Source organism: Amnibacterium soli (assembly GCF_039544415.1).
In the GTDB taxonomy this organism is placed as follows: domain Bacteria; phylum Actinomycetota; class Actinomycetes; order Actinomycetales; family Microbacteriaceae; genus Amnibacterium; species Amnibacterium soli.
Genome location: NZ_BAABLP010000003.1, coordinates 1 through 26,624, shown reverse-complemented (window position 1 = coordinate 26,624; position 26,624 = coordinate 1). Strand labels below are relative to the sequence as shown.

30 protein-coding genes and 2 tRNA genes are annotated in these 26,624 nt (G+C 73.0%); 18 read left to right on the top strand and 14 right to left on the bottom strand.

Annotated features, from left to right (window positions below; all coding sequences use genetic code 11):
* Positions 1-31 precede the first annotated feature (31 nt).
* Together ettA and ABEA53_RS08300 are read left to right on the top strand one after the other, a co-directional pair.
* Positions 32-1,714 carry an energy-dependent translational throttle protein EttA gene (ettA, locus tag ABEA53_RS08305; RefSeq protein WP_345480627.1) on the top strand — a complete coding sequence of 561 codons (1,683 nt, stop codon included), beginning with the start codon at positions 32-34 and terminating at the stop codon, positions 1,712-1,714.
* Positions 1,715-1,730: 16 nt separating this feature from the next.
* Positions 1,731-2,201, top strand: a complete 471-nt coding sequence (locus tag ABEA53_RS08300) for an acyl-CoA thioesterase (RefSeq protein ID WP_345480625.1) — start codon at positions 1,731-1,733, stop codon at positions 2,199-2,201.
* Positions 2,202-2,227: 26 nt separating this feature from the next.
* Here ABEA53_RS08300 and ABEA53_RS08295 read toward each other — a convergent pair whose 3' ends face one another.
* A complete protein-coding gene (locus tag ABEA53_RS08295; RefSeq protein ID WP_345480624.1) occupies positions 2,228-3,079 on the bottom strand; it encodes an acyl-CoA thioesterase in 852 nt (283 codons plus the stop codon).
* A 58-nt stretch (positions 3,080-3,137) separates the two neighbouring features.
* Between ABEA53_RS08295 and ABEA53_RS08290 the strand changes: the two genes are divergently transcribed.
* Both ABEA53_RS08290 and ABEA53_RS08285 read left to right on the top strand, forming a co-directional pair.
* Positions 3,138-3,815, top strand: a complete 678-nt coding sequence (locus ABEA53_RS08290) for a DUF8185 domain-containing protein (RefSeq protein WP_345480623.1) — start codon at positions 3,138-3,140, stop codon at positions 3,813-3,815.
* 52 nt (positions 3,816-3,867) lie between these two features.
* Entirely contained in the window at positions 3,868-4,056 is a 189-nt protein-coding gene (locus ABEA53_RS08285; RefSeq protein ID WP_345480622.1) for a hypothetical protein, read from the top strand.
* A 26-nt stretch (positions 4,057-4,082) separates the two neighbouring features.
* Here the strand turns inward: ABEA53_RS08285 and ABEA53_RS08280 are convergent, their stop codons facing one another.
* The 3 genes from ABEA53_RS08280 to pepN are packed head-to-tail and all read right to left on the bottom strand — an operon-like array spanning position 4,083 to position 8,170.
* Positions 4,083-4,472: a globin gene (locus tag ABEA53_RS08280; RefSeq protein WP_345480621.1), complete on the bottom strand. Its 390-nt coding sequence runs from the start codon at positions 4,470-4,472 to the stop codon at positions 4,083-4,085.
* Complete coding sequence (locus ABEA53_RS08275) at positions 4,465-5,628, bottom strand: mechanosensitive ion channel family protein (protein ID WP_345480620.1); 1,164 nt, start codon at positions 5,626-5,628, stop codon at positions 4,465-4,467. Before ABEA53_RS08275 ends, ABEA53_RS08280 begins: the two co-directional genes overlap by 8 nt.
* Positions 5,621-8,170, bottom strand: coding sequence for an aminopeptidase N (gene pepN / locus ABEA53_RS08270; protein ID WP_345480619.1), 2,550 nt, complete (start codon positions 8,168-8,170; stop codon positions 5,621-5,623). The genes ABEA53_RS08275 and pepN overlap by 8 nt, the downstream gene beginning before the upstream one ends.
* 211 nt (positions 8,171-8,381) lie before the next feature.
* Here pepN and ABEA53_RS08265 point away from each other — a divergent pair, with 211 nt between their 5' ends.
* The 6 genes from ABEA53_RS08265 (at position 8,382) to ABEA53_RS08240 (ending at position 12,888) form a co-directional block, all read left to right on the top strand.
* Complete coding sequence (locus ABEA53_RS08265; protein ID WP_345480618.1) at positions 8,382-8,885, top strand: ribose-5-phosphate isomerase; 504 nt, start codon at positions 8,382-8,384, stop codon at positions 8,883-8,885.
* A gap of 1 nt (position 8,886) precedes the next feature.
* Entirely contained in the window at positions 8,887-9,948 is a 1,062-nt protein-coding gene (locus ABEA53_RS08260; RefSeq protein ID WP_345480617.1) for an Fpg/Nei family DNA glycosylase, read from the top strand.
* A 26-nt stretch (positions 9,949-9,974) separates the two neighbouring features.
* Positions 9,975-11,417, top strand: coding sequence for an amidohydrolase (locus ABEA53_RS08255; protein WP_345480616.1), 1,443 nt, complete (start codon positions 9,975-9,977; stop codon positions 11,415-11,417).
* Between the two features lie 76 nt (positions 11,418-11,493).
* Positions 11,494-12,291 (top strand): formate/nitrite transporter family protein, encoded by a 798-nt coding sequence (locus ABEA53_RS08250; RefSeq protein WP_345480615.1) that lies wholly within the window; start codon positions 11,494-11,496, stop codon positions 12,289-12,291.
* Between the two features lie 94 nt (positions 12,292-12,385).
* Positions 12,386-12,667: a hypothetical protein gene (locus tag ABEA53_RS08245; protein WP_345480614.1), complete on the top strand. Its 282-nt coding sequence runs from the start codon at positions 12,386-12,388 to the stop codon at positions 12,665-12,667.
* Between the two features lie 147 nt (positions 12,668-12,814).
* Positions 12,815-12,888, top strand: a tRNA-Gly gene (locus tag ABEA53_RS08240).
* A gap of 68 nt (positions 12,889-12,956) precedes the next feature.
* Here ABEA53_RS08240 and ABEA53_RS08235 read toward each other — a convergent pair.
* The 4 genes from ABEA53_RS08235 to ABEA53_RS08220 form a co-directional block, all read right to left on the bottom strand.
* Complete coding sequence (locus ABEA53_RS08235) at positions 12,957-13,172, bottom strand: hypothetical protein (RefSeq protein ID WP_345480613.1); 216 nt, start codon at positions 13,170-13,172, stop codon at positions 12,957-12,959.
* Between the two features lie 102 nt (positions 13,173-13,274).
* Complete coding sequence (locus ABEA53_RS08230) at positions 13,275-13,493, bottom strand: hypothetical protein (protein ID WP_345480611.1); 219 nt, start codon at positions 13,491-13,493, stop codon at positions 13,275-13,277.
* Between the two features lie 13 nt (positions 13,494-13,506).
* Positions 13,507-13,878 (bottom strand): hypothetical protein, encoded by a 372-nt coding sequence (locus tag ABEA53_RS08225; RefSeq protein ID WP_345480610.1) that lies wholly within the window; start codon positions 13,876-13,878, stop codon positions 13,507-13,509.
* Between the two features lie 141 nt (positions 13,879-14,019).
* A complete protein-coding gene (locus tag ABEA53_RS08220; protein WP_345480609.1) occupies positions 14,020-14,223 on the bottom strand; it encodes a hypothetical protein in 204 nt (67 codons plus the stop codon).
* 144 nt (positions 14,224-14,367) lie between these two features.
* Here ABEA53_RS08220 and ABEA53_RS08215 point away from each other — a divergent pair, with 144 nt between their 5' ends.
* The 5 genes from ABEA53_RS08215 to tig all read left to right on the top strand — a co-directional run bounded on the left by ABEA53_RS08215 (position 14,368) and on the right by tig (position 17,929).
* Positions 14,368-14,961 carry a PepSY domain-containing protein gene (locus ABEA53_RS08215; RefSeq protein ID WP_345480608.1) on the top strand — a complete coding sequence of 198 codons (594 nt, stop codon included), beginning with the start codon at positions 14,368-14,370 and terminating at the stop codon, positions 14,959-14,961.
* 93 nt (positions 14,962-15,054) lie between these two features.
* Complete coding sequence (locus ABEA53_RS08210; RefSeq protein ID WP_345480607.1) at positions 15,055-15,579, top strand: DoxX family protein; 525 nt, start codon at positions 15,055-15,057, stop codon at positions 15,577-15,579.
* Positions 15,580-15,656: 77 nt separating this feature from the next.
* Positions 15,657-16,178, top strand: coding sequence for a Dps family protein (locus tag ABEA53_RS08205; protein WP_425550610.1), 522 nt, complete (start codon positions 15,657-15,659; stop codon positions 16,176-16,178).
* 140 nt (positions 16,179-16,318) lie between these two features.
* Positions 16,319-16,392 (top strand) — tRNA-Pro (locus ABEA53_RS08200).
* A gap of 67 nt (positions 16,393-16,459) precedes the next feature.
* Positions 16,460-17,929, top strand: a complete 1,470-nt coding sequence (tig, locus tag ABEA53_RS08195) for a trigger factor (RefSeq protein ID WP_345480606.1) — start codon at positions 16,460-16,462, stop codon at positions 17,927-17,929.
* 109 nt (positions 17,930-18,038) lie between these two features.
* Here the strand turns inward: tig and mnhG are convergent, their stop codons facing one another.
* Genes mnhG through ABEA53_RS08165 form a run of 6 tightly spaced genes read right to left on the bottom strand, consistent with a single transcriptional unit; the run spans position 18,039 to position 24,174 of the window.
* Positions 18,039-18,404: a monovalent cation/H(+) antiporter subunit G gene (gene mnhG / locus ABEA53_RS08190; protein ID WP_345480605.1), complete on the bottom strand. Its 366-nt coding sequence runs from the start codon at positions 18,402-18,404 to the stop codon at positions 18,039-18,041.
* Entirely contained in the window at positions 18,401-18,814 is a 414-nt protein-coding gene (locus ABEA53_RS08185; RefSeq protein ID WP_345480604.1) for an MrpF/PhaF family protein, read from the bottom strand. The genes mnhG and ABEA53_RS08185 overlap by 4 nt, the downstream gene beginning before the upstream one ends.
* On the bottom strand, positions 18,811-19,359 hold the full coding sequence (locus ABEA53_RS08180; protein WP_345480603.1) for a Na+/H+ antiporter subunit E: 549 nt from the start codon (positions 19,357-19,359) through the stop codon (positions 18,811-18,813). The genes ABEA53_RS08185 and ABEA53_RS08180 overlap by 4 nt, the downstream gene beginning before the upstream one ends.
* Positions 19,356-20,906 (bottom strand): Na+/H+ antiporter subunit D, encoded by a 1,551-nt coding sequence (locus tag ABEA53_RS08175; protein ID WP_345480602.1) that lies wholly within the window; start codon positions 20,904-20,906, stop codon positions 19,356-19,358. Before ABEA53_RS08175 ends, ABEA53_RS08180 begins: the two co-directional genes overlap by 4 nt.
* Positions 20,903-21,316 (bottom strand): Na(+)/H(+) antiporter subunit C, encoded by a 414-nt coding sequence (locus tag ABEA53_RS08170; RefSeq protein ID WP_345480601.1) that lies wholly within the window; start codon positions 21,314-21,316, stop codon positions 20,903-20,905. Before ABEA53_RS08170 ends, ABEA53_RS08175 begins: the two co-directional genes overlap by 4 nt.
* Positions 21,313-24,174 carry a Na+/H+ antiporter subunit A gene (locus ABEA53_RS08165; RefSeq protein ID WP_345480600.1) on the bottom strand — a complete coding sequence of 954 codons (2,862 nt, stop codon included), beginning with the start codon at positions 24,172-24,174 and terminating at the stop codon, positions 21,313-21,315. The genes ABEA53_RS08170 and ABEA53_RS08165 overlap by 4 nt, the downstream gene beginning before the upstream one ends.
* A 212-nt stretch (positions 24,175-24,386) precedes the next feature.
* Between ABEA53_RS08165 and ABEA53_RS08160 the strand changes: the two genes are divergently transcribed.
* The 3 genes from ABEA53_RS08160 to ABEA53_RS08150 all read left to right on the top strand — a co-directional run.
* Positions 24,387-24,998 (top strand): ATP-dependent Clp protease proteolytic subunit, encoded by a 612-nt coding sequence (locus ABEA53_RS08160; protein WP_345480864.1) that lies wholly within the window; start codon positions 24,387-24,389, stop codon positions 24,996-24,998.
* Between the two features lie 20 nt (positions 24,999-25,018).
* The gene (locus ABEA53_RS08155; RefSeq protein ID WP_345480599.1) at positions 25,019-25,696 is read left to right on the top strand and encodes an ATP-dependent Clp protease proteolytic subunit; all 678 of its coding nucleotides are present in this window, start codon (positions 25,019-25,021) and stop codon (positions 25,694-25,696) included.
* Positions 25,697-25,883: 187 nt separating this feature from the next.
* The coding region (locus ABEA53_RS08150) for an Asp23/Gls24 family envelope stress response protein (RefSeq protein WP_345480598.1) at positions 25,884-26,624 on the top strand (741 nt) is incomplete at its 3' end.

The window sequence follows — 26,624 nt, the reverse complement described above, 5'->3', positions numbered from 1 at the left end:
AACGGACCCGCACGAAAGTTAGGATCGACCCATGGCGGAGTACATCTACCAGATGGTCCGTGCCCGCAAGGCGCACGGCGACAAGCTGATCCTCGACGACGTGACGATGTCGTTCTTCCCCGGTGCCAAGATCGGCATCGTCGGGCCGAACGGCGCGGGCAAGTCCACGATCCTCAAGATCATGGCCGGGCTCGACACCCCGTCGAACGGCGAGGCGAAGCTCACGCCCGGCTTCACCGTCGGCATCCTGATGCAGGAGCCGGAGCTCGACGAGTCGAAGACGGTCCTCGAGAACGTGCAGGACGGCGTCGCCGAGCTGCGCGCGAAGATCGCCCGCTTCAACGCGATCGGCGAGGAGTACGCCGACCCCGACGCCGACTACGACGCGCTCGGCACCGAGATGGCGAAGCTGCAGGACGAGATCGACGCCGCGAACGGCTGGGACCTCGACAGCCAGCTCGAGCAGGCGATGGACGCGCTTCGCACCCCGCCCGGCGACGCGAAGGTCGAGTTCCTCTCCGGCGGCGAGAAGCGCCGCGTCGCGCTCTGCAAGCTGCTGCTGCAGCAGCCCGACCTGCTGCTGCTCGACGAGCCCACCAACCACCTCGACGCCGAGAGCGTGCTCTGGCTCGAGCAGCACCTGTCGAAGTACCCCGGCGCCGTGCTCGCCGTCACCCACGACCGGTACTTCCTCGACCACGTCGCGCAGTGGATCGCGGAGGTGGACCGCGGTCGCCTCTACCCGTACGAGGGCAACTACTCGACCTACCTCGAGAAGAAGCAGGAGCGCCTGAACGTCCAGGGCAAGAAGGACGCGAAGCTCGCGAAGCGCCTCTCCGAGGAGCTGGACTGGGTCCGCTCCAACGCGAAGGGCCGCCAGGCGAAGTCGAAGGCGCGCCTCGCCCGCTACGAGGAGATGGTCACGGAGGCCGAGCGCACGAGGAAGCTCGACTTCGAGGAGATCCAGATCCCCGTCGGCCCGCGCCTCGGCGCGCAGGTCATCGACGCGAAGAAGCTGCAGAAGGGCTTCGACGGCCGCGTGCTGATCGACGGCCTGTCGTTCACGCTGCCCCGCAACGGCATCGTCGGCGTCATCGGCCCGAACGGCGTCGGCAAGACCACGCTGTTCAAGTCGATCGTCGGCCTCGAGCCGCTCGACGGCGGCGACCTGACGGTCGGCAGCACGGTCGACATCTCCTACGTCGACCAGACCCGCGGCGGCATCGACCCGCAGAAGACGCTGTTCGAGGTCGTCTCCGACGGGCTCGACTACATCCAGGTCGGCAAGACCGAGGTGCCCTCGCGGGCCTACGTCTCCACCTTCGGGTTCAAGGGCCCGGACCAGCAGAAGCGCGCGGGTGTGCTGTCCGGCGGTGAGCGCAACCGGCTGAACCTCGCGCTCACGCTGAAGCAGGGCGGCAACCTCCTGCTGCTCGACGAGCCGACGAACGACCTGGACGTCGAGACCCTGTCCAGCCTCGAGAACGCGCTGCTCGAGTTCCCCGGCTGCGCCGTGGTCATCACGCACGACCGGTGGTTCCTCGACCGCATCGCGACGCACATCCTCGCCTACGAGGGCACGCAGGAGCAGCCGGGCAGCTGGTACTGGTTCGAGGGCAACTTCCAGGCCTACGAGGAGAACAAGGCCGAGCGCCTCGGCCCCGAGTCCGTCGGCGTCGGCCGCGGGGTGTACCGCAAGCTCACCCGCGCCTGACCCGCGCGGGCCCGCGATGAGGATCAGCGTCCCGATCCGGCTGCGCTGGAGCGACATCGACGCGTACGCGCACGTCAACAACGCGGCGATGCTCGGGCTGCTCGAGGAGGTGCGGATCCAGGCGTTCTGGGCCGCAGCGGACTCGAGCGAGGAGCAGGGGCCGGCCGTCCTCGACGGCCGGCCGGGCGCTGCGACGCTGAGCCTCATCGCGCACCAGGAGGTCGAGTACCTGCGGCCGATCCCGTACGGGCGGGCGCCCCTCGACTGCGAGGTGTGGATCGCGCGGCTCGGCGGTGCGAGCCTCGACGTGAACTACGAGGTGTACAGCCCGCAGGGCGACGAGCCCCGGGTGCTGACGACGCGCGCCGCGTCGACGCTGGTGCTCGTCGATGCCGCGACGCAGAAGCCGCGGCGCATCACCGAGGCCGAGCGCGCCGCCTGGTCGCCGTACCTCGGGGACCCGGTCGCCTTCACCGCCCGCCGCTAGCGACGGCCGCCTCCTGGAGCCCCGGGTTAGGAGGCGCCGGGGACGCGGGTCATGCCCTCCTGGGCCACGGAGGCGACGAGCGCGCCGTCCCGCGAGTAGATCCGGCCGTGCGACAGCCCGCGCCCGCCGCCCGCGGTCGGCGACTCCTGCACGTACAGCAGCCACTCGTCGACCCGGGCGGGCCGGTGCCACCACATGGCGTGGTCGAGACTCGCCGCCTTGAGTCCGGGCGTCGCCCACGCGACGCCGTGCCGGCGGAGGATCGGCTCGAGGATCGTGTAGTCGCTCGCGTAGGCGAGCGCCGCGCGGTGCAGCGCGGGGTCGTCCGGCATCCGGCCGCGGGCGCGCAGCCAGACGCCCTGGCTCGCCGTGCGCTCGCCGCCGGTGGGCAGGTAGATGGGGCCCTCGACGTGCCGCATCTCGAACGGCCGGCCGCTCGCCCAGAACCGCGCCGCCGGGTGGTCGATGGTCGACAGCAGCTCGCGCTCGTCCGCCAGCGTCTCCGGGTCCGGCACCCCCTCCGGCATCGCCTTCTGGTGCTCGAGGCCCTCGTCGACGGTCTGGAACGACGCGATCATCGACAGGATCGGCAGGCCCTGCTGGTACGCCTGCGTGCGCCGCGTGGAGAAGGAGCGGCCGTCGTGGATCCGGTCGACCGCGAAGGTGATCGGCACCTCGAGCGCACCGGGCCGCAGGAAGTAGCCGTGCATGGAGTGGATCGGGCGCTCCACTTGCACGGTGCGCGTCGCAGCGACCACCGACTGGGCGAGCACCTGGCCGCCGAACAGGCGGCCCTGCGGGCTCCACTGGGACGCGCCGGTGAAGATGTCCTCGTTCGTGCGGGCGCCCGTGTCGACCAGGTTCAAGGCGGCGAGCATCGCGGGTAGCGGTTCCAGGATCCCCTCCTCGCGTCCGGCCGGTAGTTTAGTGAGCCCGATGGACCGCTTCCTCACGCTGCCCGACGCCACGGCGCTCGCGGATCTGCACACGTACCTGAGCCGCGCCGACCGCATCGACCGCGCCTCGGTGCGGCTGATCGCCGGAGGCGGGGTGCTCGCCGTGTACACCGCGGTGCTGCACCCGGGCGGGCTGCTCGACGAGACGCCGACCGTGCTCGGGCTGCGCACCGTGCGGATCCGGGTCGACCAGGTGCTCGACGCCGTGGTGCCGATCGCTTCCCTGGTCGCGCGGCTCGAGTCCGCGGACCCGGACCCGGAGGACGGCACGGTGCTGATCGGCATCCCCGCCGAGGTGGCGACGGTCACCTGGGCCGGCGTCGCGCCGCCGCGGGCGGGCTGGCAGCCGGTGGACACCGCGACCGCGGGGATCCTCGAGGCGGCCGCGAAGGCCGGGATCATCGAGGTCGCCGAGCTGCTGCCCGCCGATGCCGGCGAGGCGATCGTGCGCCGCGTGCGCGCGGAGGTCTGGGGCCGGCCGATCCCGGAGGTCGAGCACGTGCCCGGCGGCGCCGCGTTCGCCGCGCACAGCCTCGGCTTCCTCGGCGAGCCGGAGGAGGAGATCCCGGTGTTCGAGACCGGGCCCTGGACGCGGCTGTCGGCCGCACGCGGTCACGTGCTGGTCAAGCGCCGCGGGTGGTCCCTCCAGAGCGCCTGACCGTCCCGAAGAGGGGCGGGACCTGGGCTTTCGCACCCGCTAGCGTGGCGGGATGGACGTGCGCGCGCAGCCGGGGGAGCGCTCGGCGCTGACCCCGCTGCTCGGCGCGCTGGTAGCGCTCGGCCTCCTGCGCGTCGCGGGCCGGTTCGTCGGCCTGATCGCCCTGCTCGGCGTCGTGCTCGCGTGCGTCGGGGCCTTCGCGGTCGGCATCCTGCTGCTGCGCGTCGCCCTCCTCCACTGACTTGTGAAGGAGAAGTGCTCTCGAGGTCACTCCTCGAACGTGTTGACCATCGCGTGGGCGGCCCGCTCGAGGTAGCCCCAGAGCTCCGCCTCGTAGAGCGGAGGCAGGTCGAGCTCGTCGACCGCGTCGCGCATGTGCCGCAGCCACCGGTCGCGCTGGTCGGGGTTGACCTTGAACGGCATGTGCCGCATCCGCAGACGCGGGTGCCCGCGCTGGTCGCTGTAGGCGGTCGGACCGCCCCAGTACTGCTCGAGGAAGCCGGTGAGCCGCTCGATCGCGGGCTCGAGGTCCTCCTCCGGGTACAGCGCGTGCAGCGGCGGGTCGTTCGCGACGCCCGCGTAGAAGCGGCGCACCAGCCGCTCGAACGTGGGCCGGCCGCCCACAGCCAGATAGAAGCTGCCGGGCTGCTCAGCCATCGGACCCGTCGTCCGGCGCCTTCGGCCCGGTCGCACCGGTGGCCCCCGACGCACCGGAGGTGCCGCGGTGCGCGGTGCGCGGGCGCTGCGTCGCCACGGGCGCGGAGGGGGTGGCCTCGGGGGCGGGCAGGGTGCGGGCCCGGGTGCTGCGGCGCCGGGGGAGCGGGGTCGAGCCGGTGCGCGGCGGCCGCACGCCGCGCAGCGCCCCCGCGTACTCGAACTCGGCGAGCCGCTCGCTGGACAGCCGGATCTCCTCGACCCCCGCGTCCTCGAGCGCCTCCCGCAGGTGCGTGCGGATCGCCCACGCGACGTCGTCGCGCTGGTTCGCGGTCGTGCGTGCCACGATCCGGACCACGACGCCGTCGCCGGTGATGGACTCGAGGCCCCACAGCTCGGGCGTCTCGGTGACCGTGCCGTGCCACTCCGGGGAGCCGACGGCGGTCTTGGCGGCGTCGAGGAGGCGGTGCTGCAGCTGCTCCACGTCGGCGGTGTTCGGGATCGTCACGTCGACGATGGCGCGGGACCAGCCCTGCGAGCGGTTGCCGACCCGGGTCAGCTCGCCGTTGCGGACGTACCAGAGCACGCCGTTCACGTCGCGGATCTGCGTGACGCGGATGCCGACCGCCTCCACGATGCCCGTCGCCAGGTCGGTGTCGACGATGTCGCCGACGCCGAGCTGGTCGTCGGCCACCATGAACAGCCCGGTCAGCACGTCCTTCACCAGGTTCTGCGCACCGAAGCCGAGACCGGCGCCGAGTGCGGCTGTGATCAGGGAGAACGCGCCCGTGATCTGCGCGTTGATCACGGTGACGATCGAGATCAGCGCGATGAGCACCACGACGACGGACACCACGTTGTTCAGCACCGTGCCGAGCGTGCGGGTCCGCTGCACGACCCGGGCCGCGCTCACCGGGGAGGCGAGCAGGGCCTGGGTGTCCTCGATGCGCTGCCGCTTCTTCGCCCCCGTCACGACCCGGTTCACGAGGATCCGGATCGCGGTGTGGGCGACGGCCCGCACCACGATCGCGATCAGCAGGATGATCAGGATCTGGACGAGCTTGCCCCACCAGGTGCTGCCCCAGTCGCCGTTGTCGACCGCGAACAGCTGGTCCCAGAGACTCGTGATCGTCGGAGCGCGGAACAGCAGCTCACTCACGCGCATCACGCTCCTGCGCCGCGAGTGCGCGCTGCACGCCGGCGGCGTTCTCGATCACGACGCGGCGCAGCGCGGCGGGCGCGTCCGCGTGGGCGTCGAGCCACTGCTGCGACGCGTCGAGCAGCGAGCGGGAGGCGAGCGGCGCCGGGTAGAGCCCGCGCGCGAGCGTCTCGGCGATCGCGTAGCTGCGGTCGGCCCACAGCTGCTCGACGGTGCCGAAGTAGCGCTGCACGTAGGGCTCGAGCAGGCCGAGGTCGATCGCGCGGCGGAAGCCGAGCGTGGTCGACCGCACCGTCGCGTTGGGCAGCGCCGCGGAGTCGACGAGCGACGCCCAGGCCGCCTCCTTGCCCTCGGCCGTCGGCAGGGCCGCACGGGCGTGGGCGGCGGACTCGCGGCCGGTGGCCGTGTCGTCCGCGGCGAGGGTGGCGGTGATCTCGGGGCCGTCGGCCTGGCCGCCGGCGACGAGCGCGATCAGCAGCTCCCAGCGCAGGTCGGTGTCGACGTCGAGGCCCTCGAGGCGCGTCCGGCCGGACAGCAGCGCGCGCACGGCGTCGAGCTGCTCGGGCGTGCGGGCGATGGAGGCGAGCGCGCGGACGAACTGGAACTGCGCGTCCGAGCCGCCCTCCGCCGCGAACGCGAGGCGCTGCAGGCCGTCGCCGAGCGCGGCCAGCGTCTCGTCGCGGACCTCGGGCGCCACGTAGCTCGAGGCGACGAGCAGCGCCTGCTGCAGCACCTGGCGGATGGTCGTCGACTCGGTCTCGCTGCCGACGTTGTTCAGCACGAGGCGCACGAAGTCGCGCGGGCGCGCCTCCGCGTCGCGGGTCGCGTCCCAGACCGCGCTCCACACGAGGGAGCGCGCCAGCGGCGACTCGATCGCGGCGAGGTGGTCGATCGCGGTCTCGAGGCTCTCCTCGTCGAGGCGGATCTTCGCGTAGGCGAGGTCGTCGTCGTTCACGAGCACCAGCGCGGGACGGCGCTTGCCGACCAGCTCGGGCACGTCGGTGGAGACGCCGTCGACGTCGAGCTCGAAGCGCTCGGTGCGGACCAGCTTCTCGCCCTGCAGCTCGTAGAAGCCGATCGCGAGGCGGTGCGGGCGGATGGTCGGGTGGTCCGGCGCGGCGGTCTGCGCGACGGTGAAGGCGGTGATGAAGCCGCCCTCGTCGGTCTCGATCTCGGGCGTCAGCGTGTTCACGCCGGCGGTCTCGAGCCAGGCGCCGCTCCACGCGGTGAGGTCGCGGCCGCTGGTCGCCTCCAGCTCGACGAGCAGGTCGTTCAGCGTGGTGTTGCCGTGGCCGTGCTTCACGAAGTACTCGTGGATGCCGGCCAGGAAGGGCTCGCGGCCGACGTAGGCGACGAGCTGCTTCAGCACGGACGCGCCCTTGGCGTAGGTGATGCCGTCGAAGTTGACGAGCACGTCGTCGAGGTCGCGGATCTCCGCGACGATCGGGTGCGTCGAGGGCAGCTGGTCCTGCGTGTAGGCCCAGTTCTTCTCGAGGATGTTGAAGGTCGTCCAGGCCTCGACCCACTCGGTGGCCTCAGCGGTGGCGAGGGTCGAGATGAACTCGGCGAACGACTCGTTCAGCCAGAGGTCGTTCCACCACTTCATGGTGACCAGGTCGCCGAACCACATGTGGGCCAGCTCGTGGAGGATCGTGACGACCCGCCGCTCCTTGGTCGCGTCCGTGACCTTCGAGCGGAACACGTACGTCTCCGTGAAGGTGACCGCGCCCGCGTTCTCCATGGCGCCCGCGTTGTACTCGGGCACGAACAGCTGGTCGTACTTGTCGAACGGGTACGGCACGCCGAAGATCCGCTCGTAGAACTCGAAGCCCTGCTTCGTCTTCTCGAACACGTAGTCCGCGTCGAGGTGGTCGAACAGCGAGGCGCGGGCGAAGGCGCCGAGCGCGATCGTGCGGCCGTCGGCGCTCGTCAGCGAGTCGGTGACCGACCGGTAGGGCCCCGCGATGAGCGCCGTGATGTAGGAGGAGATGACCGGCGTGGGCTCGAAGGCCCAGGTCGCGACGTCGTCGCCGGCGGGCACGGGCTCCGGCGTCGCCTGGTTGGAGGTGACGGACCAGCGCGCGGGCGCGGTGACCGTGAAGCGGAACGTCGCCTTCAGGTCGGGCTGCTCGAACACCGCGAACATGCGGCGGGAGTCCGGCACCTCGAACTGCGTGTACAGGTAGACCTCGTCGTCGACCGGGTCGACGAAGCGGTGCAGGCCCTCGCCCGTGTTCGTGTAGATCCCGTCCGCGACGACGACGAGCTCGTTCTCCGCCTGCAGGTCCGGCAGCTGGATCCGCACGCCGTCGCTCACCTCGGCCGGGTCGAGCGCGGTGCCGTTCAGCGTCACCGAGTGCACGGTCCGCGTGATCGCGTCGATGAAGGTGGAGGCGCCGGGGGTGCCGGTGAAGCGGACGGTCGTCGTCGATCCGAAGACCTCGGCGCCGCGCGTGAGGTCCAGCTCGACCTCGTACGCGGACGGCTGCACGAGCGCCGCGCGCTCCTCGGCCTCGACCCTGGTCAGATTCTCTCCGGGCATGCGCTTCTCCTTCGGTACTCATGGCTGCGCCGCCGCCGCTGCGGCTCAGCTGGGACGCTTCGCGGTCCTGAACGGACCGCGGTACGCGTCGCGCCGCACCGGCCCGTCGAGAGCCGCGCAGCGTGCGGTTCGAAACTACCCGTGGTCTCCGCGCTCCGCTCCGAGTCGCCCGATCCGTGCACCCAGCACGCCCGGTCATAGGATTCGGGACATGCGGGTGCACCTCGGCACGGACCACGCCGGACTCGACTTCACGAAGCACCTGAAGGGGCATCTGGAGGCGCAGGGGCACGAGGTCGTCGATCACGGCCCCACCTCCTACGAGCCGCTCGACGACTACCCCTCGTTCTGCATCAACGCCGCGGTCGGCGTGATCAACGACCAGACGGCGGGGGTGGATGCGCTCGGCGTCGTCTTCGGCGGCTCGGGCAACGGCGAGCAGATCGCCGCGAACGAGGTGCCGGGGATCCGTGCGGCGCTGATCTGGAACGAGTCGACCGCGCTGCTCGCCCGCCAGCACAACGACGCGAACGTCTGCGCGATCGGCGCCCGCCAGCACACGCTGGAGGAGGCGACGCACCTCATCGACCTGTTCCTCGCCGAGCCGTTCTCGGGCGAGGAGCGCCACGCGCGCCGCATCGCCCAGCTCGCCGAGTACGAGCGCACGGGCGCGATCGCCGGCCACCGGGTCGACGCGCTCCGCAGCCGGGGCTGAGATGCCCGAGGGCCACTCCGTCCACCGCATCGCGCTGCAGTTCCGGCGCGACTTCGTCGGCCACCGGGTCGAGGCGTCGAGCCCGCAGGGCCGGTTCGCCGAGGGCGCGAAGGAGATCGACGGTCGCGCGATCGTCGCCTCGACCGCCGTCGGCAAGCACCTGCTGCTGGAGTTCGAGGGCGAGCGCACCCTGCACGTGCACCTCGGCCTCTACGGCTCGTGGGACTTCGCGGGGGAGGTGACCGCGGCGCCGACGTTCACCGTCGAGGACGGGAAGGTGGGCGACGAGGTCCGTCGCGCGGGGTTCCTCGACGGCCTCACCGGCTACCGCGACGGCGCGCTGTCGCAGGCGACGCCCGAGCAGCTCGCCGCCGCGCAGGACGCGCAGGGCGAGCGGAACCTCCGAGTCGGCGGTCCGGGGCGCCGCACGACGCTGCGCATGTCGGAGTCGGATCGCGAGGTCGACACGGAGGAGGGCGAGTTCCCGCCGCCGCCCGTCGGCGCCGTCCGCGTCCGCCTCCTCACCGAGACCGCCGTCGCCGATCTGCGCGGGCCGACCGCCTGCGAGGTCTTCGACCCGCAGCAGGTCGAGAAGCTGGTCGCGAAGCTCGGTCCCGACCCGATGCACGACGCGAGCCGGAAGGCCGAGAACCGCTTCGTCGAGCGGGTGATGCGCTCCTCGACCCCGATCGGGCTGCAGCTGATGGACCAGTCCGTCGTCGCCGGCATCGGCAACATCTACCGGGCGGAGCTGCTGTTCCGCGCGCGCCTGAACCCGCACGCGCCGGGGAAGTCGATCCCGGAGGCGGCGCTGCGCCGGCTCTGGAAGGACTGGGCGCACCTGCTCGCGATCGGCGTCGAGACCGGGCAGATGCTGACCCGCGCCGACCTGAAGACGGAGGAGGACTACCGCCGCGCCCTCCGCAGCCGCGACCAGCGCCACTACGTCTACAAGCGCACCGGGCAGAAGAGCCTGCGCGGCAGCGGCACCGTGGTGATGGAGGACATGGGCGGGCGCACCCTCTACTGGGCGCCCGGCTGGCAGAACCGGCCGGCGGGCTGACCGCTCGTGACAGGACCGATCCGCTCGTGACCGGGCTGCTGCTGCGCCGCGCCCTGGTCGGCGGCGATCCCGTCGACGTGCGCCTCGTCGACGGCGTCGTCGACGCGATCGCGCCCGAGCTGGCCGCAGGAGGCGCCGAGGTCGTCGACCTCGACGGCCGCGCCGTGCTGCGCGGGCTGTGGGACGAGCACGTGCACGTCACCCAGGCGGCGCTCGCCGCGCAGTGGGTGCCGCTCGGCGGCACGCGGACCGCCGCGGAGGCGCTGTCCCGGATGGCGACCGCGCTGCCGGCGCTGCGCGCCGGGTTCCCCGACGCCGAGGTGCCGATCGTCGGCATCGGCTTCCAGGACGGGCTCTGGGCCGACGCGCCGACGCAGGCGGCGATCGACGCGGTCGCCGGTGACCGCGCCCTCGTGCTCATCAGCCACGACGTGCACGCCGCCTGGTTGAACACCCTCGCCGCGCGGCGGTTCGGCGTGCAGCCGGGGCCCGACGGCATGGTCCGGGAGGAGCCGGCGTTCGCCGTCGGCCGTGAGGTGAACCTCCACGCCCAGGGCCGGTCCGCCTCCGCGGTCCGGTCGCTGCTCGACGCCGCGGTCCGGCGCGGCGTCGTCGGCGTCGTGGACCTCGAGATGACCTGGAACGTCGACGTCTGGCGGGAGCGGACGGCCGACGGCTGGCGGGGCCCGCGCATCGAGGCGGGCGTCTACCCGCCCGACCTGGAGCGCGCGGCGGCGCTCGGCCTGCGGACCGGCGAACCCCTCGGCGCGGACGGGCTGCTGACGGTCGGCCCGCTGAAGACCTTGATCGACGGCGCCCTGAACACCCGCACCGCCTACTGCGCCGAGCCGTACCCGGACGGCGGCCGCGGGCTGCTCACCGTGCCGGAGGCGGAGCTGCTCGCCCTGCTCGGCCGTGCCCGCGCGACGGGCTTCGTGCCGGCCGTGCACGCGATCGGCGACGCGGCGGTGACGGTCGCGCTCGACGCGTTCGAGGCCGCGGGCCTCGGCGGCCGGATCGAGCACGCGCAGCTGATCGCGGACGCGGACCTGCCGCGCTTCGCCGCGCTCGGGGTCGCCGCGAGCGTGCAGCCGGCGCACCTGCTCGACGACCGCGAGGTCGCCGCGGAGCACTGGCCGGACCGGACGGGCCGCGCCTTCCCCCTCCGGTCGCTGCTCGACGCCGGCGGGTCGCTCCTGTTCGGGTCGGACGCGCCCGTGGCGCCGCTCGACCCCTGGCGCACGCTCCGCGCGGCGGTCGACCGTGCCGGCGCGGGGGAGCGGCCGTGGCACCCGGAGCAGCGCATCCCGCTCGACGCGGCGCTCGCGGCGTCGACGCGCGGTCGGGCGATGCCCCGCGTCGGCGACCCCGCGGACCTGATCGCGCTCGACGCACCGGTGGCGGCGTTCGACCCCGAGGCGGTGGCGCTCACGGTGATCGGCGGCGTCGTGCGCCACACCCGCCTCTAGCCGCCGCGCGCCGGCCCTCCGCCCGCCGCTTCCCCAGACGGCACCCGTACCGTCCGGGCATGCGTGCGGACCCCCGGTGAGCGACCAGCGACCGTCCTCGAACGGCCCCGAGGTCGAGGACGAGCTCGAGGAGCACTTCGACAGCGTGGTGTCGGAGGGGGAGGAGCGGCTCGGCCGCGCCACGAGCAACGTGCTGGTGACCGGGCTGTTCGGCGGCCTCGAGGTCGGCCTGGGCGTCATGGGCTACCTGGCCGTGCTGCACCAGACCGACGACCACCTGCTCGCGGGCATCGCGTTCGGGATCGGCTTCATCGCCCTGCACCTGGCGCACAGCGAGCTGTTCACCGAGAACTTCCTCATGCCGATCGCCGCGCTCGCGGCGAAGCGCGGCACGGTGCTGCAGCTCGTGAAGCTCTGGATCGGCACCCTGGTGGCGAACCTCGTCGGCGGCTGGATCTTCATGTGGCTCGTCGTGCAGGCGTTCCCGCAGTGGAAGGACACGCTCATCGAGTCCGGCACGCACTTCACGGAGGCGCCGTTCGGTCTGCAGAGCATCGTGCTCGCGGTGCTCGCCGGCAGCACGATCACGCTGATGGGGCGGATGCAGCAGGGCACGGACTCGGAGCCCGCGAAGCTCGTCGCGGCCGTGGCGGGCGGGTTCCTGCTGGCGGGGCTGCAGCTGTTCCACTCCGTGCTCGACTCGCTCATGATCTTCGGCGCGATCCAGGCCGGGGCGCCCATCACCTACCTGCAGTGGCTGGCGTGGTTCTGGTACACGGTGCTCGGCAACGTCGTCGGCGGCGTGGTGCTCGTCACCGCGCTGCGCCTGGTCCGCACCCGGCGCCTCGTGTCCGACCGGCGGCAGGAGGCCTGAGCCTTTCGGAGGCGCGCCGCACGCCTCCGCAGGGTTCACCTCGTGGCCACCGTCGCGCCACGCGGTGGCTGCGGGCGCTCGCCACCATCGCCGCATGACGTTCCAGTCCACGACCGAGACCGTGATGCAGCCCGCCTCCGCCGCGCTCGACTCGTGGTGGCCCGCACCCGGTGAGGCGCCCTGGGACGCGAGCCGCGACGCCCTGGTCGCCGAGCAGCACGGGATCAGCCGCGCGATCGCCGGCACCGTGGCGCGCATGGGCCACGAGCTGGACGCGGACCTGCTCGACGACCTCACTGACGAGGTGGCCGGCCTGCTCGCCCGCGCGGAGGAGATCCGCCTGGCCCTCGCCCTCGCCGCCCGCGTCACGCGGTAGCCCCGGCGGCGCGCGGTGCGCATGCCGACCGCGCGACGCCGCAGCGACTGCGCGTCCTCGCAGCGGACGGACACGGCTGCGGCCTGACTCGGCGGCGGGGCCGAGGGCCCTACGATGGTCCCCGCCGTCGGCTCGGGCCGACGTCGCGGGGATGTAGCTCAATGGTAGAGCCTCAGTCTTCCAAACTGATTACGCGGGTTCGATTCCCGTCATCCCCTCCATCGCCTCCTGATCAGGCGTTCCTTCCGCTGCCGAGCGATGGTCGCAGGGGCGGGACGACGCGTCGCGCTCAGGTCGTCAGCAGCAGGAACACCACCACGCCGAGCGCGCTGATCACGCCCGCGAGGCCGATCATGGCGAGGACCAGGCCGTAGTCCGTCGGCATGGCGGGACCGGTGGTCGCGGGGCGCCGGCGGCGCGAGCGCACGAGGCTGAGCACGAAGCCCGCGAGGGCGACGACGGCGGAAGCGATCATGACGGCCACGGAGACCGCCACGGGGTTCACGGAGGCGACCGTACCGGGCGCACGGGTCGGACCGCCTCCCCGCGGCCTCGGCTGCGCCCGGCGATCGACGCGGGGAGGCGCTGCAGCACCGCGCTCAGGTGATCAACGAGGACCGGTGACGGGGGCGCCGGCGGAGTCGTCGCTGACGAGCACGGCGGTCCGCGGTCCGTTCCCGTCGCCGACGACGAGGTGGTGCAGGGTCATCGTCGCGACGAGGACGAGCGCGAGCACGGCGACGGCGAGCACGAGCAGCGCCGCGTCGGAGTGGCGTCGGTGGAGCACGCTCAACGTGTACCGGGCCGCGGTGAACGGGAGGGACATCCGGCGCGAACGATCACGAACGGACCGCCCTCGCGAGGAAGAACGACCTCGCGGCGTGCACCGTCGACCACGAGCCGCCCGCGACGGCCGCCGCCGTGCGCGGCCCGAGCTGCTGCACCTGCCACCTCGGCTCGCCCGCGTCGTCCATCGACAGCAGGGCGATCTCGCTGAGCACCTCGTCGAGCTCGGCGGGCGTCAGCGCGGTCGCGGCCAGGAACTCGCGGCCCGACCGCGCGGCCGGGGACTGCGCCGTCTCCGGGATCGCGATCTCGGCGACGAGCATGGTGAGGCCCCGGCTCGAGCAGGCGGCGTCCCAGTACGCGGTGAACCCGGAGGCGGTCAACGCGCTGCGCCGGCCCTGCCGCGGCGTGATGTCGGGCCTCACGCGGTCGCTCGCTGGAGCAGGGGCGCGGTCCGCCGTCGGGTCACGCTCCGCATCCTGTTCGACCCGCCCGCCCCGGGCAAGACGGTGGAACCAGGGGCAGGAGGCCGCGGGGAGCCGCCCTCACCCGTCGTTCGCGGCCGCCTAGATCCAGTCCACGCCCGCGTCGGACAGGACCACCGCGCCGTCGGTGCCGACGTCGTCGATCCACCACGCCTCGCCGCTGATCGTGCCGCCGGCGCGGGCGATCTCGCCGGCGACGACGGTCGGCACGGGCTCGCCGTTGTGCGCGATCAGCCACCGTCGGGTGTCGGCGCTGATCAGGGGCCACCACTGCTCGATGTCCATGCCGTCAGTGTGCGCCGCGGCCGCCGAGCCGTCGAGGTCGATCGCGCCGAGCGGCGGCCGCCCTCCGCTCGATGGCTCGTGATCCGTGCAGGCAACGCTCGGCGAGTACCGGTTCGATGTGGAGCACCCATCAAGGAGACCGCCGTGCGACGACCCACCCGCATCCTGACGCTCGCCGGTGCGGTGCCGCTCACCCTGCTGGCGCTGACGGCGTGCACGCAGCCGATCGCGCTGCCGGCGATCCCGACGGCGACGGCGACGTCCACCCCGACGCCCACCCCGACCTCAGGCCCGGACGTCGCGACGATCGCGACCCTCGCCCAGCGCCAGGCCGGTCGGGGCACGGTCGTGTCCGTCGAGGACGAGGCGGACGGCACGGAGTGGGACGTCCTCGTCGTGCTCGAGGACGGCACGGAGCAGGAGCTGCACCTCGCCGCCGACGGCACGGTGCTCGCCGGCCCGAGCGACGACCCGACCGACCCGAACGAGGAGTCGAGGAACCGGGCGCAGGTGGCCGCCGCCGCCGTCGGGCTCGCCGGCGCGCACAGGCGGATGCTCGCCGCGGTACCGGGAGGACGCGTGACCGCGATCGAGCTGGACGAGTACCAGCAGGCGGTCGTCTGGCGCGGGGACGTGCTCGTGAAGGGCGTGCGGCACGACGTGCGCATCGACGCCGTGACCGGCGCCGTCGTGCTGAACGCGGCGGACGCCCCGCCGACGCCGGCGACCGGCTCCTGACCGCCGCTCGGAGCCGGATCACATCGTCCTGCTCCTAGCGTCGGGACGACGCCGCCCGCGGCTGCCGCGGTGGCACCGACGAGAGGACCTCCCATGGCATTCGGCACCCTGCTCCTGCGACTCACGGTCGGCGGACTCTTCGTGGGCCACGGCCTGCAGAAGCTCACCGGCGCGTTCGAGGGCCCCGGCCTGGAGGGGGCGACCGGCATGATGGCGTCGCTCGACATCCACCCGCCGCGCCAGAACGCGATCGCCGCCGCGTCGGCGGAGACCTTCGGCGGCGCGGCCCTCGCGCTCGGCGTCGCCACCCCGGCCGCGGCCGCCGCGCTCATCGCCACCATGGCCACCGCCGTGCGCAAGGTGCACCTGCAGAACGGCGTCTGGAACAGCAAGGGCGGATGGGAGTTCAACGCCGTCCTCGCCGCCGCTGCCGCCGCGGTCGCCTCCGAGGGCCCCGGCGCGATCTCGGTCGACGCCCTGTTCAAGCGGGCGAGGTGGGGAGCGCGCGGCGGCCTCTTCGCGCTCGCCGCGGGCATCGCGGGCTCCTACGCCGTCACCGAGCTCGCCAAGCGCGCGAAGCCGGCCGACGACGGCGTCTCCGCCGCCCCCACCGCCTGATCCCGTCCACAGCGCCCGTCGATCGGGCGTCCAGACGGTAGCGGTTGGATTCTCAGGTCGAACGGAAGGACACCCACGTGACGAATGTCGAGACCCCCACCAACGTCGAGGCCAAGGCCGAGCCGGCCATCGATCAGACCCAGGCGCCCGCGGAGGAGATCCGCGGCGTGCAGCACTACCTCGCACCGATCGTGTGGGACCTGCAGGCGCTCGCGATCTCCGGCAAGCAGGCGCACTGGCACGTCCGCGGCGAGAACTTCATCGCCGTCCACGAGCTGCTCGACGACATCGTCGACCACGCGCGGGAGTACGCGGACCTGGCCGCGGAGCGCACCGTCGCCCTCGGCCTGCCGATCGACGCGCGGCTGCAGACGATCGCGGCGAACAGCACGCTGCCCCCGCAGCAGGAGGGCTTCCAGAACTACGGCCCCACCGTGCAGCAGGTCGTCGCGGACATGGACGCGGCCGTGGCCACGGTCCGCAAGGCGGTCGAGGCCCTCGAGGAGATCGACCCGAACAGCCAGGACGTCGCGACCGAGATCGAGCGCGGGCTCGTGAAGGACCGCTGGTTCCTCTCCGCGCACCTCGCGACCGACTGACCACGGGCTCCGGAGGGGCCGTTCCATCGAGGTGGGGCGGCCCCTCCGCCCGTGTCCGGGCGACGCCCGGCCGGACTCGCTAGACTTCCCGCCGGTCGTTTCCGGTCCCACCGCGGCGCTCCCTCCGGGGTCCGCCTCCGCGGGGCGTAGCTCAGCTTGGTAGAGCACCCGCTTTGGGAGCGGGAGGCCGCAGGTTCGAATCCTGTCGCCCCGACCGAAGCGGTGCGCGGGCCGGACGCGAACGCAGCCTGAGACCACGACAAGGATCGAGGAACACGTCCATGGTCACCACGACCGTCGAGAAGCTGAGCCCGACGCGGGTCAAGCTCGCCATCTCCGTCACGCCGGAGGAGCTGAAGCCCAGCATCGCCCACGCCTACGGCCACATCGCCGAGGACGTGCAGATCCCCGGCTTCCGCAAGGGCAAGGTGCCGCCGCCCATCATCGACCAGCGCGTCGGCCGCACCGCGGTGCTGGAGCACGCGGTCAACGAGGGCATGGACGGCTTCTTCCGCGAGGCCGCCGCCGCCAACGACATCCAGCCGCTCGGCCGGCCCGAGGCGGACATCACCGCCTGGCCGGACGCGAAGGACTTCTCGGGCGACCTCGAGCTGACCATCGAGGTCGACGTGCGGCCCGAGATCGAGCTGCCGCCGCTCGACCAGCTGACCGTCATCGTCGACCCGATCGAGGTCGCCGACGCCGACGTCGCCACGCAGCTCGACGAGCTGCGCGGCCGCTTCGGCACGCTCAGCACGGTCGAGCGCCCCGCCAAGACAGGCGACTTCGTGCAGCTCGACCTCGTCGCCACCATCGGCGACGAGCAGGTCGACACCGCCAACGCGATCTCCTACGAGATCGGCTCCGGCGAGCTGATCGAGGGCATCGACGAGGCCCTGGAGTCGCTGACCGCCGGCGAGTCGACGACCTTCTCGTCGACGCTGCTCGGCGGCGACCACGAGGGCGAGGAGGCGCAGATCGCCGTCACCGTCCTCGCCGTCAAGGAGCGCGAGCTGCCCGAGCTGGACGACGACTTCGCCCAGATGGCGAGCGAGTTCGACACGCTCGAGGAGCTGCGCGCCGACGTCGTGCGCCAGGTCGAGCAGCAGAAGAAGTTCGAGCAGGTCTCGCAGGCCCGCGACAAGGTCGCCGACGCGCTGCTCGGTCAGGTCGACGTGCCCGTGCCCGCCGCCCTCATCGAGGACGAGGTGCACCGCCACCTCGAGAGCGAGAACCGCCTCGAGGACGACGTGCACCGCGCCGAGGTCAAGGAGGCCAGCGAGAAGGCGTTCCGGTCGCAGCTGCTCTTCGACAAGGTCGCCGAGCAGGAGAACATCGGCGTCTCGCAGGACGAGTTCGCGCAGTACGTCGTCCAGTCGGCGCAGCAGTACGGCATGCAGCCGCAGGAGTTCATCGAGGTCCTGCAGCAGAACAACCAGCTGCAGTCGATGTTCGGCGAGGTCGCCCGCAGCAAGGCGATCGGCGTCCTCCTCGGCAAGGTCGAGGTCGTCGACACGAACGGCGCCCCGGTCGACATCAGCGAGTTCGTGGTCGCGAACGACCCGGCCGACGTCGCCGACGAGGAGACCGACGAGTCCGTCGAGACCGTCGCGTCCGCGGAGCTGGACACCGTCGTGGAGGCGGAGACGCTCGTCGACGAGGCCGCGGCGGAGCCCGCCGCCGAGCCGGCCGCGCCGAAGAAGCGCACCCGCAAGAAGGCCGCCGCCGAGGAGCCCGCTCCCGAGGCCTGACGCCCGGTCCGAGAAGGGGCCCCGGTCGTGCGCGAGCACGGCCGGGGCCCCTTCTCCGTCCCCGTCCCGGGTGCGGAGATCGCCGCTCCGGACATGTGCCGCGGCGCGGTCAGGAGGGGTCGCTGATCCCCGAGGACTCGCGCTCGCCCGCCGCCTCGATGGCCGGCGCGAGCTCGTCCGCGGTCAGCAGGTCGTCCCGGTAGTTGCCCGTGCGATAGGCCGCTCGCGCGACCATGTGCGCCGCGACGGGCACGGTCACCAGCTGCAGGCCGATCACCGGGATCAGCGCGGGCACGAGGTCCCAGCGCCCGTTGCCGACCGCGATCGCCGCGAGCACGAGCAGCAGGCCGAGCACCTGCGGCTTCGTGCCGGCGTGGAGGCGGGAGAGCGCGTCGCGGAAGCGGACGAGGCCCAGCCCGGCCGCGAAGGTGAGCAGCGCCGCGCCGAGCAGCAGGAGGTCCGCGGCGATCGTCATGCGTCGCGTCCCGTCGGCCGGAGGTCGTCCCGGTCGAGGTCCTCGGGCGTCAGCCGGTCCACCTGGTCCCGCGTGCTCCGCAGGGCGTCCTGCGCGTCGTCGACCGTCGCGAGCGGATCGCGGCCCGCCCCCTCCGGGTCCTGCCGGTCGTGCTTCGACACCGAGCGGGCGACGGCGACGGTCGCGAACGCCGCGCCCGCCGCGAGCACGAGCAGCACGGGCAGCAGGTCGTCGCGGCCCTCCACGGCCATGACGGCGCCGAGCACGAGCATCGTCGTGGTCAGCAGCACGTCGGAGGCGATCATGCGGTCGAGGATCGTCGGGCCGCGGACCGCGCGGAACACGGCCAGCGCCCCGCCGGCGGCGAACAGCGCGAAGACGAGGGCGAGGAGCACGCCGTGCAGGGTCATCGGACGACCGCCTGCTCGCCGGGCGAGCCGATGGCCAGCACGACGCGCCGCTCGGCGTCGAGCACGGCGGCGCGTGCGGCGGCCAGCCGTTCGGGCGTGCCGCCGCGCAGGACGTGCAGGTAGAGCACCGACTCGGCCCGGTCCACCTCGACGATGACCGTGCCGGGGATCAGCGAGGTGACGATGCCGGTGAGGGTCAGCACGAGGTCGTCGCGGGTGCGCAGCTGCGCGGCGACGACCCCCGGGCGGGGCCGCCGATCGGGCGCGACCGCGGCGAACGCCTGCCCTGCGACCTGGATCGAGGCGACGACCACCTGGCCGAGGAACCAGAGCACGAGCGCGACCGCGGCGAGCGGCCGGAACCTGCCGACGTGCGGCACCGGCGGCAGCTCGAACACCCGCACCACGACGAGCGCGGTGACGACGCCGGTCACCACGGTCAGCGGGGAGACGGACCGCCAGAGCAGCAGCCACAGCACGACGAGCCCGACGACCAGCGGGGGACCGGCGGTCCACCGCACGGCCTGCCTCTTCGATGCGCTCATCGGCCCAGCACCCCCTGCACGTAGACGGGCCAGTCCTGCAGGGTCGTGCCCGCCTGCTCGGCGTACCCGTAGAGCGGCCCGGCGAACACCGTGATGGCGAGCCCGAGCGCGACCATCCCGGCGGTCGACGCGACCATCGGCCGGGTCAGCGCGCGGGTGCCGGTCGTCTGCGGCCGGAAGGGGTCCTCGTGCAGCTCGTCGGTGAGCCGCGAGCCCTCCGCCACCTGCTTCGCGGGCCGCCAGAACGAGACGTTCCAGACGCGCACGAGCGGGTAGAGCGTGAGCAAAGAGGTGAGGGTCGCGACGCCGACGACGACGTAGGTCAGCGGGTCCCGCGCCGCGGCGCCCGCCTCCAGCAGCCCGAGCTTGCCGAGGAAGCCGGAGAACGGCGGGATGCCGCCGAGGTTCAGCGCCGGCAGCAGGTAGAGCGCGCCGAGCGCGGGGGAGGCGGCGAGCAGCCCGCCGAGGCGGGTGATCGTGGTCGTGCCGGCCCGCCGCTCGATCAGTCCGGCCGTGAGGAACAGCGTCGTCTGCACGACGATGTGGTGCACCGTGTAGAAGATCGCGGCGGCCGTGCCGGCAGCGGTGCCGAGGCCGACGCCCATGATCAGGTAGCCGATGTGGCTCACGAGCGTGAACGACAGCATGCGCTTGATGTCCGCCTGGGCGATCGCGCCCAGCACCCCCACGAGCATCGTCAGCATCGCGACGACGAGCAGCAGCGGGTTCAGCTCGGGCCCGGGGAACAGCGTCGTCTCGGTCCGCAGGATCGCGTAGACGCCGACCTTCGTCAGCAGCCCCGCGAACACCGCGGTGACCGGCGCGATGGCCGTCGGGTACGAGTCGGGCAGCCAGAACGACAGCGGGAAGACCGCCGCCTTGATGCCGAACGCGGTGAGCAGCATCACGTGCAGCAGCACCTGCACGCCCTCCGGCAGCACGGCGACCCGCTGCGCGATCTGAGCCATGTTCACGGTGCCGGTCGCCGCGTAGATCGCGCCGACCGCCGCGAGGAACAGGGTCGAGGAGACGAGGCTCACGACGATGTAGGTGGTGCCGGCGCGGATGCGCGGCTCGGTGCCGCCGACGGTGATGAGCACGTAGCTCGACACGAGCAGGATCTCGAAGCCGACGTAGAGGTTGAAGAGGTCGCCCGCGATGAACGCATCGAACACCCCGGCCGCCAGCACGAGGTAGGTCGGGTAGAAGATCGAGACCGGCGCCTCCCGGTCGTCGCCGTCCGCGATGCCCTGCCCGATCGAGAAGACGAGCACGGCGAGCAGCACGGCGGCGGACACCGTGAGCAGCAGCGCCGACAGCCGGTCGACCACGAGCACGATGCCGAACGGCACCGGCCAGCCGCCGACGGGCATCACCAGCATGCTGCCGTCCGCCACGGCGGCGGTCAGCGCGATGCCGAGCCCGAGCACGGCGGTCAGCGCGACGGCTGCGATCGTCCGCTGCAGGCGCGGGCGCGCGGAGGCGAGCAGCGCGAGGGCGGCGCCGAGGATCGGCAGGATCACGACGAGGGGCACGAGGGCGGTCATCCGGTGCCTCCCGGGCGGTCGAACTCGCTCTCCTCGTCGGCGGCGGCCGCCTCGGTCTCGGGCTGGTCGCCCTGCCCGACGGCGACGTCCGCCTCGTCCCGCTCGAGGCGGTCCTCCTGCGCGATCCGCCACGACCGGTACACGAGCGCCATGAGGAACGCGGAGACCGCGAAGGTGATGACGATGGCGGTCAGGATCAGCGCCTGCGGCAGCGGGTCCGAGGAGGGGCCCGAGCCGGCGATCGGCGGCGCACCGGGGGGACCCGCGAGCGCGAGCAGCAGCAGGTTCGTCGCGTTCCCGATCAGCAGGATCCCGAGGATGATGCGCGTCACGCTCTTCTCGAGCAGCAGGTAGACGCCGCAGGCGTAGAGCACGGCCATGGCGCCGAGCAGGGCGACGGAGACGCTCACGACGGCACCCCCTGCCGCACCTCGCGGTGGTCCTCCTCGTACGCGCGGTCGACCTCGCCGCCGAGGGACCGCAGCACGTCGAGCACGACGCCGACCACGATCAGGTACACGCCGACGTCGAAGATCGAGGAGGTGGTGAACGAGATCCTCCCGAACCACCCGAGGTCGGCGCCCAGGTAGTGGGACGTGAGCGCGGGCTCGCCGAGCAGCAGCGGCACGATCGCGGTGCCGGCCGCGAGCACGAGGCCGAGGCCGAGCAGCACGCCGGCGTTGAGCGGCGCGGCGAGGCCCAGCTCGTACCGCCCGGCCGCGAGGTAGCGCCCGGTGAGCGCGAGGCCCGCGACGAGGCCGCCCGCGAAGCCGCCGCCCGGGGCGTTGTGACCCGCGAACAGCAGGTAGACGGACACGACGATCGTGGCGTGGAAGGTGAGCCGCACGGCGACCTCGAGCAGGATCGAGCGGTACTCGGGCCGCAGCGTCCGGCCGGCGAGCAGCCACGTGCCGCTCGCCACCTCGGGGTCGACCGGGTGCTCGCGGCCGGGCCGTCCCCGTCGCCGATGACCGCGCAGCGCCGGCAGGACGTCGGACCGGCCGCCGACGAACACGAGGCTCGCCACCCCGGTCGCCGCCGCGACGAGCACCGTGATCTCGCCGAACGTGTCCCAGCCGCGGAGGTCGACGAGCGTCACGTTCACGACGTTGTCGCCGTGGCCGATCTCGACCGCGAGGCGCTCGAACGCCTCCGAGATCGGCGTCGCGGTCCGCGCGGCGAGCGTCGTCAGCACGACCATCACCATCACCGCCGCGACGGCGACGCCCAGCACGATCCGCACGACGGGGTGCGAGCTGCCGTGCGCCACCCCGAGCCGCGCGGGCAGGCGGCGCAGCACGAGCACGAACGCGATCAGGGTCACGAGGTCGACGAGCACCTGCGTGAGCGCCAGGTCGGGCGCGCCCTGCAGCCCGAACAGCACGGCCATCCCGAGGCCCGTGACGCCGACGAGCACGACGGCCTGGAACCGCTTCCCGGCGATCGTCGCCGCGATCGCCGCGACGGCCATCAGCACGGCGGTCACGGTCTGCGCCGCCGTCGCGAACAGCGGCGGGGCGGCGAGCACGCCGGTGCCGAGCAGCACGGTGCTCGTGCCGCCGACGAAGACCGTGAGGATGACCGCGAGGTAGAAGGGCAGCGATCCGGTCTGGATGGTCGCCGTCGCCCGGGTGGCCACGAGGTCGAGCGTGCGCAGGGTGCGGCGGTAGCCGTCCTCCGCGGTCCAGCGCGGACGGATCGCCTCCTGCAGCGGCACGATGCGCTCGCGGAGCAGGAAGAGCGCGACGCCGCCGGCGAGCGTGACCGCCGACAGCAGCAGCTCGAGGGTCGGACCGTGCCAGAGCACGAGGTGCGTCGCCTTCCCGGGCATGCCGTGCGCCGCCGCCGCCGCGGCGGGCTCCACGACCAGCGACGCGAGCGGGCCGAGGGCGAGGGAGGCGAGCGCGAGCAGCACGGGCGGCGCGAGGAAGGCGGGGCGCTCCGGGCTCACCTCGGTCTGCACGCCGCCGCGCTTCGTCGCGAAGGCGCCCCACACGAAGCGCAGCGCGTACGCGACGGTGAGGACCGAGCCCAGCACGACGCCGACCAGCCCGATCGCGCCCCACGGCTGCGGTGCCTCGCCGAGGGCGATGAGCGACGCCTCCTTGGTCACGAAGCCGAGCAGCGGCGGCACGCCCGCCATCGACGCGGCCGCGACCACCGCGGCGCCCGCGAGCACGGGCAGGCGCCTACCCAGCCCCGAGATGCGGCGCAGGTCGCGCGTGCCGACGGCGTGGTCGACGACGCCCGTGACGAGGAAGAGCGTGGACTTGAACAGCGCGTGCGCGACGAGCAGCGCCAGGCCCGCCGTCTGGCTCGCCGCGGTGCCGAGGCTGCACACGACCATCAGGAAGCCGAGCTGCGCCACCGTGCCGCCTGCGAGCACCAGCTTCAGGTCGTGCTCGCGCAGCGCCCGCACCCCGCCGACGACCATCGTCAGCACGCCGAGGGAGACGAGCGTCTCGCGCCAGCCCGGCGCGGCCGCGAACGCCGGCGCGAGCCGCAGGACCAGGTAGACGCCGGCCTTCACCATCGCAGCGGCGTGCAGGTAGGCGGACACCGGCGTCGGCGCCGCCATCGCGCCCGGCAGCCAGAAGTGGAAGGGCCAGATCGCGGACTTCGTGACCGCGCCCGCGAGCACGAGGGCGATGCCGGTGACGGCCCGGCCGTCCGTCAGCGGGGGAGGGGAGGCGACGAGCGCGGAGAGCGTCGACGCGCCCGCGGCGTCCTGCAGCAGCACGAGGCCCACGAGCATCGCGAGGCCGCCGAGCGTCGTGACCAGCAGCGCCTGGAGCGCCGCACCGCGGCTCGCGCGGCGGTCGGCGTAGTGGCCGATCAGCAGGTACGAGAGGACGCTCGTGAGCTCCCAGAACGTGAAGAGCAGGAACACGTCGTCCGCGATCACGAGGCCGTACATGGCGCCCGCGAACGCGGTCAGCACCGCGGCGAAGCGGCCGAGACCGGGCTCGTCGTCATGGAAGTACGAGACGCAGTAGAGCAGCACGAGCGCGCCGACCCCGGTGACGACCAGCGCCAGCGTCCACGACAGCGCGTCGAGGCGCACGTCGAGCGCGACGCCGAGCTGCGGGAGGTAGGAGAACCGCTCCCGGACGCCCGGACCGAGCGCCTCCCGCGTCCGCGCGAAGGTCGCCGCGAACGCCGCGGCGGGCGGCACGGCGGCGACCAGGAACGCCTTGGTCCCGAGCCGTCGCGTGAGGGCCGGCAGCACCAGGGCGGTGAGCGCGAACAGCGCGAGCAGCGAGAACACGGCGGGCTCCCGTCTAGCGAGGCGGGCGGGCGTCGGACTCCGTCGGCGAGCCGGACGGACGCTGACCAGTGTCCTGGACGGACCTATCAGCGGGCCGTGAACGCTGCTGCAGGCGGCCGCCGGAACGCCGTCGGCGAACAGGACCGCGCCTCTTCAGGGCGCTCACTACCGTGGTGCTCACGCTTCGAACGACATGAATGGAAGTGCTGCGAATGGCCGACTTCAGCCCTACGCCCAGCGTCTTCGATCGCCTGCTGCGCGATCGGATCATCTGGCTCGGCAGCGAGGTTCGCGACGAGAACGCGAACGAGATCGCCGCCAAGCTCCTCCTCCTCGCCGCTGAGGACAGCGAGAAGGACATCTACCTCTACATCAACTCGCCCGGTGGCTCGATCACCGCCGGCATGGCGATCTACGACACGATGCAGTTCGTCCCGAACGACATCGTCACGGTCGGGATCGGCATGGCCGCCTCGATGGGGCAGTTCCTGCTCACCGCGGGCACGAAGGGCAAGCGCTACATCACGCCGAACGCCCGCGTGCTGCTGCACCAGCCGTCCGGCGGCTTCGGCGGCACCTCGTCCGACATCCAGACGCAGGCGCAGCTGATCATCGACATGAAGAACCGCCTCGCGAAGATCACCGCGGACGCCACCGGCCACACGGTCGACCAGGTGAACGCCGACGGCGACCGCGACCGCTGGTTCAACGCGGACGAGGCCCTCGAGTACGGCTTCGTCGACCACATCCGGGCCTCGGCCGCGGACGTCACGGGTGGCGGCGGGACCGACATCCAGCCGTCCGTCAGCGCCGCCGACCTCTGAACCACCAGGAGACAGAACACATGAACTGGATCAACTCCGCGCAGCCGGGCGGCACGGCCGCCTCGCCGAGCTCGCGCTACGTCCTCCCGACCTTCGAGGAGCGCACGGCCTACGGCTACAAGCGCCAGGACCCGTACGCGAAGCTGTTCGAGGACCGCGTCGTGTTCCTCGGCGTGCAGGTGGACGACGCCTCGGCGGACGACATCATGGCCCAGCTGCTCGTGCTCGAGAGCCAGGACCCCGAGCAGGTCATCCGCATGTACATCAACTCGCCCGGCGGCTCGTTCACGGCCATGACGGCGATCTACGACACGATGCAGTACATCCGGCCGCCGATCTCCACGGTCGTGCTGGGTCAGGCCGCCTCGGCCGCCGCGGTCATCGCCGCTGCGGGCACGCCCGGCATGCGCCTCGCGCTGCCGAACGCGCGCATCCTGATCCACCAGCCCGCCACTTCGGGCGGGTCCGGCGGCCAGGCGAGCGACATCGAGATCCAGGCCGCCGAGGTGCTGCGGATGCGCACCTGGCTGGAGGAGACGCTGGCGCACCACTCGAAGCGCTCCGTCGAGCAGGTCAACCGCGACATCGAGCGCGACAAGATCCTGAACGGCGCGGACGCCCTGGAGTACGGCCTGATCGACCAGGTGCTGTCCAGCCGCAAGCAGGTGCCCGCCACGCCGGCGCTCACCCCCGCCTGATCGGACCCGTTCCACCTGGAGGGGCCGCTCACCGTCCTCGGTGAGCGGCCCCTCCGTCGTCCCCGCCGCAGTCCTGACGCTGGGAGTCCGCTGGGCGCTCGTGACGACCGGCGTCCGGATCGCCTCCTTCTTCATGAGGGACGACGCCCGGCAGGCGCGTCCCCTTGGACTTCGAGGAGGACCCACCGTGACCGACGCCCCCACCGCGACCGCCGCCAGCACCACCGGGACGAGCCCGCGGCCCGAGTCGCCCCGCTCGGCGGACCGCGCCCGAGCCGAGTCGATCGCGCGCGCGGCCGCGACCGCGGCGACCGGGGTGGAGGGCGTGCACGCCATCGGCACCGCCTTCTCGCGCACGATCGGCGCGCTGCGGGTCGGTCCCCTGACGACCACCTCGGTCCCGGGCGTGCGGGTGGACCTGCAGGGCGACCGGGTCGTGGTCGGCATCGGCATCGTCGCCGCGTACCCGGTGCCGGTGAGGCAGCTCGCCGACGAGGTGCGCACGCGCATCCTCGGCGAGCTGCACGAGACCGGGCCCGTGACGGTGGACGTCCAGGTGCTCGACGTGCACGGCCCGTTCGACCCGGAGGAGCCGAAGCAGACGCTGGAGGAGGCCCTCGAGCCCGCATCGGTCCGCGCCTCCCGCGCCGCCGCGGCCCGGGTGGCGGAGTCCGCGGACCGCGCCCGCACGGCCGCTGCGGAGACCGCCGACCGCGCCCGCACCGCGGCGGCGGACGCCGCTGCCACCGCGTCCGACCGGGCGGCGGAGACGCGCGACCGGGCCGCCGAAACCGTGGCGGACGCCGGCGACCGGGTCGCCGAGGCGCGGGACCGCGCCGCGGACGCGGTGGGCGAGGCCGCGCAGCAGGCGGCCGAGCAGGCCGGCGAGGCGCGCGACCGCGCCGCCGGGGCCGCTCACGACGCGCAC

Excerpts from the sequence above, each read along its gene's own strand:
- ABEA53_RS08285 (WP_345480622.1), top strand. The coding sequence starts at position 3,868 with ATGGACGTGCGCGCGCAGCCGGGGGAGCGCTCGGCGCTGACCCCGCTG.
- ettA (WP_345480627.1), top strand. The coding sequence starts at position 32 with ATGGCGGAGTACATCTACCAGATGGTCCGTGCCCGCAAGGCGCACGGC.
- ABEA53_RS08300 (WP_345480625.1), top strand. The coding sequence starts at position 1,731 with ATGAGGATCAGCGTCCCGATCCGGCTGCGCTGGAGCGACATCGACGCG.
- ABEA53_RS08185 (WP_345480604.1), bottom strand. The coding sequence starts at position 18,814 with ATGACCCTGCACGGCGTGCTCCTCGCCCTCGTCTTCGCGCTGTTCGCC.
- ABEA53_RS08230 (WP_345480611.1), bottom strand. The coding sequence starts at position 13,493 with ATGTCCCTCCCGTTCACCGCGGCCCGGTACACGTTGAGCGTGCTCCAC.
- ABEA53_RS08245 (WP_345480614.1), top strand. The coding sequence starts at position 12,386 with ATGACGTTCCAGTCCACGACCGAGACCGTGATGCAGCCCGCCTCCGCC.
- tig (WP_345480606.1), top strand. The coding sequence starts at position 16,460 with ATGGTCACCACGACCGTCGAGAAGCTGAGCCCGACGCGGGTCAAGCTC.
- ABEA53_RS08280 (WP_345480621.1), bottom strand. The coding sequence starts at position 4,472 with ATGGCTGAGCAGCCCGGCAGCTTCTATCTGGCTGTGGGCGGCCGGCCC.
- ABEA53_RS08155 (WP_345480599.1), top strand. The coding sequence starts at position 25,019 with ATGAACTGGATCAACTCCGCGCAGCCGGGCGGCACGGCCGCCTCGCCG.
- ABEA53_RS08220 (WP_345480609.1), bottom strand. The coding sequence starts at position 14,223 with ATGGACATCGAGCAGTGGTGGCCCCTGATCAGCGCCGACACCCGACGG.
- ABEA53_RS08175 (WP_345480602.1), bottom strand. The coding sequence starts at position 20,906 with ATGACCGCCCTCGTGCCCCTCGTCGTGATCCTGCCGATCCTCGGCGCC.
- ABEA53_RS08210 (WP_345480607.1), top strand. The coding sequence starts at position 15,055 with ATGGCATTCGGCACCCTGCTCCTGCGACTCACGGTCGGCGGACTCTTC.
- ABEA53_RS08295 (WP_345480624.1), bottom strand. The coding sequence starts at position 3,079 with ATGCTCGCCGCCTTGAACCTGGTCGACACGGGCGCCCGCACGAACGAG.
- ABEA53_RS08260 (WP_345480617.1), top strand. The coding sequence starts at position 8,887 with ATGCCCGAGGGCCACTCCGTCCACCGCATCGCGCTGCAGTTCCGGCGC.
- ABEA53_RS08180 (WP_345480603.1), bottom strand. The coding sequence starts at position 19,359 with ATGAGCGCATCGAAGAGGCAGGCCGTGCGGTGGACCGCCGGTCCCCCG.
- pepN (WP_345480619.1), bottom strand. The coding sequence starts at position 8,170 with ATGCCCGGAGAGAATCTGACCAGGGTCGAGGCCGAGGAGCGCGCGGCG.
- ABEA53_RS08265 (WP_345480618.1), top strand. The coding sequence starts at position 8,382 with ATGCGGGTGCACCTCGGCACGGACCACGCCGGACTCGACTTCACGAAG.
- mnhG (WP_345480605.1), bottom strand. The coding sequence starts at position 18,404 with ATGACGATCGCCGCGGACCTCCTGCTGCTCGGCGCGGCGCTGCTCACC.
- ABEA53_RS08160 (WP_345480864.1), top strand. The coding sequence starts at position 24,387 with ATGGCCGACTTCAGCCCTACGCCCAGCGTCTTCGATCGCCTGCTGCGC.
- ABEA53_RS08290 (WP_345480623.1), top strand. The coding sequence starts at position 3,138 with ATGGACCGCTTCCTCACGCTGCCCGACGCCACGGCGCTCGCGGATCTG.